Below are 2,426 nucleotides of genomic sequence, written 5' to 3'. Positions count from 1 at the left end.
TCAGTCGGATAAAGGTTTTATTCTGCGGCAGGAACACTCCCTGATGGGGCAACTGACCGCTCAGCGTGCCGGGCGTAACACTGAGTTTTTTGAAGCCCATGAAGTGGCCGATATCCCTCAGCCGACACTGGCGGGACTGGATCGGGAATATCGCTACGATGCGGCACTCAATCTGGTGGCCGCAAACGATGAGCGGCAGTGGCTGCGTTATGTGGTGAACGGCAACGGGCAGGTGACGTCAGTCAGTGACGGCGAGCGGTTGCGGGAGCATTATCAATATGATACCTCCGGCTACCCATCGCGTCGTTTTGACGGTCTCAATGAGATAGACGGCGAACGGCTCTACCAGCAAGGCCACCGGTTACGGCAGCTCGGCCAGCATTTATTTGAGTATGATGATGCCGGGCGGATGACCGCCATGCAGCTCTGGCAGGACGGTTACCGCCCGCAGCTCACCAAATTCCGCTGGAACAGCCAGAACCAGCTTGTCGGCGTGCTGACCCCGGACGGGCAGCAGTGGGATTATCGCTACGATGCCTTCGGGCGGCGCACCGAAAAAGTGTGTGAACGGTCGGGCGAGCGCACAACCTACCTGTGGGATGGCGACGTGCCGGCGGAAATCCGGGAATACCGGCACAACCGGCTGCACTGCATCCGTCATCTGGTGTTTGAGGGCTGGCAGTTGCTGGCGCAGCAGGTACAGTTCTTCACCCCGAACCCGGAAAACCGCAGTGAACTGATCGCCGGGAAAATTCAGACGCAGTATGCGGTGTGTGCGCCAACGGGCGAGCCGCTGGCGTTGTTTGATGCCGCGGGGCACCGGGTCTGGCGCCAGCCGCCGCAGAGTCTGTACGGGCGGCGTCTGAGTGTGCCGGGTGAAAATGCGGCACTGGATCCGGGGTTAAAGTTCGCCGGCCAGTGGCTGGATGAGGAGAGCGGACTGGTCTACAATCGGTTCCGGTATTACTCGCCGGTGGCCAGTTGCTATCTGACGCCGGACCCCATCGGGCTGATGGGTGGTCTGAATCCATACAGCTATGTGGATAATCCGGTCAATTTTGTTGATCCTTTGGGATTAGCAGGTGAAGACTGTGGAAAACCTAAACCGAATAGGCGGCAAGCCTTAAATCAAGCTAAAGATTTAGCAGGAGTACCACGTTCTCAACAACCAGTTAGACAATGGACTGTTGGTAATGATCCTAAACGGAGAGGACAAACTAATTATCAATATTCAGAAGATGCGGGTTCTCATGGTCGTTATTACGAATATGTAGATGCTCGTGGACATAAAAAAGTTGTTCTTGAACATACAAATGATCCTAGAGCACCATACCCTCATGCTCATGCTGGCCAAGCAAAAACAGGAGCAAATCCGAGAGCATATGACTTTAAACAAGATAGATATCAGAAGATAAATAACCCAAAAACTGACGATCACCATATTTATTATGAATAGTAGACTTGAAGAGAAACTGCTTTTATTAAGAGCAAGAAAATATATTGATAAAATTCAAGGGATTAATAACATAGTTATATCTTTAGATAATGGAAAGGAATTTCAATGGCATAGAAAAATATGTAACAGTATTTTAAAAGGCAATGAAAAACCAGAATACAAGCTAGATCTTCCAATCAATAAGGAAGATGTTTATTCATATGTGCAATCTGAGATACATATTGGTGAGAGTAATAATTACTATATGTTTTTTGAGGGGCTAGTAATCATCTCATTCACTATTGTTAATTTGCGTGATTTTTTATATAGCCATTTTTCATTAAATAAAACGTTTGATATTAGCGTGTTATCACTTAATCCAATGAAGATTATTGTCATAAGTGAGGAAGAATACGAGTTAAGTATATTTGATAAAGTGATATAAAAATATGAAAAAGCCGGAAAGATCCCCGTGATCTTCCGGCTTTCTTCTTTTTAAGCGCCGAGCAGTTCCCGCATCCACAGCTTAATCTCACTAAGCTGGTCTTGCTGGCGCTGGTACTGTTGCTTAATGGTGCGGGTCTCGTCACTGTCAGGAATAAGCACCAGACAGCCATCCATAATTTTAACGGTGAAGGTACAGCCTTTATCAAAGCCAGCGGCCTTAAGCCATTGCCCTTTAAGATGGATTGCGGGCGGGGATTTGGCCTTGTCATTTTGCGGCACGTATCCCACGGTGTAATAACGTTCTGTTTTTGTCACTTTATTTACTGCACGGTTTTGCCTAGAATGCGCCTTAGCCATCATTCAACTCCTGTTTAGTTGCTTGTGGTGAGCGATATCAGCTGGTAGCCGCCTGCTGATATCGCGCTAAATCATTCTATTACCTTAATTCTTCAACCACTTACGCGCCTGATACTTAATCACTATCCCTTCCAGCATCTCTCTAATGACGTTTTTTTCTTCTTCGGGAAATTCATTAATCGCCTCG

The 2,426-nt window shown here is 47.7% G+C and carries 3 protein-coding genes; 2 read left to right on the top strand and 1 reads right to left on the bottom strand.

Going from position 1 to position 2,426, the window contains the following annotated elements:
* Together AAY47_RS20895 and AAY47_RS16210 are read left to right on the top strand one after the other, a co-directional pair.
* The coding region (locus tag AAY47_RS20895) for an RHS repeat-associated core domain-containing protein (RefSeq protein WP_047771171.1) at window positions 1-1,456 on the top strand (1,456 nt) is incomplete at its 5' end.
* A complete protein-coding gene (locus AAY47_RS16210) occupies window positions 1,449-1,880 on the top strand; it encodes a hypothetical protein (RefSeq protein WP_047771170.1) in 432 nt (143 codons plus the stop codon). The genes AAY47_RS20895 and AAY47_RS16210, both read left to right, overlap by 8 nt.
* A gap of 50 nt (window positions 1,881-1,930) precedes the next feature.
* Here AAY47_RS16210 and AAY47_RS16205 read toward each other — a convergent pair whose 3' ends face one another.
* Window positions 1,931-2,239, bottom strand: coding sequence for a SymE family type I addiction module toxin (locus tag AAY47_RS16205; RefSeq protein ID WP_047771169.1), 309 nt, complete (start codon window positions 2,237-2,239; stop codon window positions 1,931-1,933).
* Window positions 2,240-2,426: the final 187 nt, after the last annotated feature.

This window comes from Xenorhabdus griffiniae (assembly GCF_001028135.1).
GTDB lineage: Bacteria > Pseudomonadota > Gammaproteobacteria > Enterobacterales > Enterobacteriaceae > Xenorhabdus > Xenorhabdus bakwenae.
Note: the sequence above shows the minus strand (reverse complement) of the source record. Positions and strands in the feature narration are given on the sequence as shown.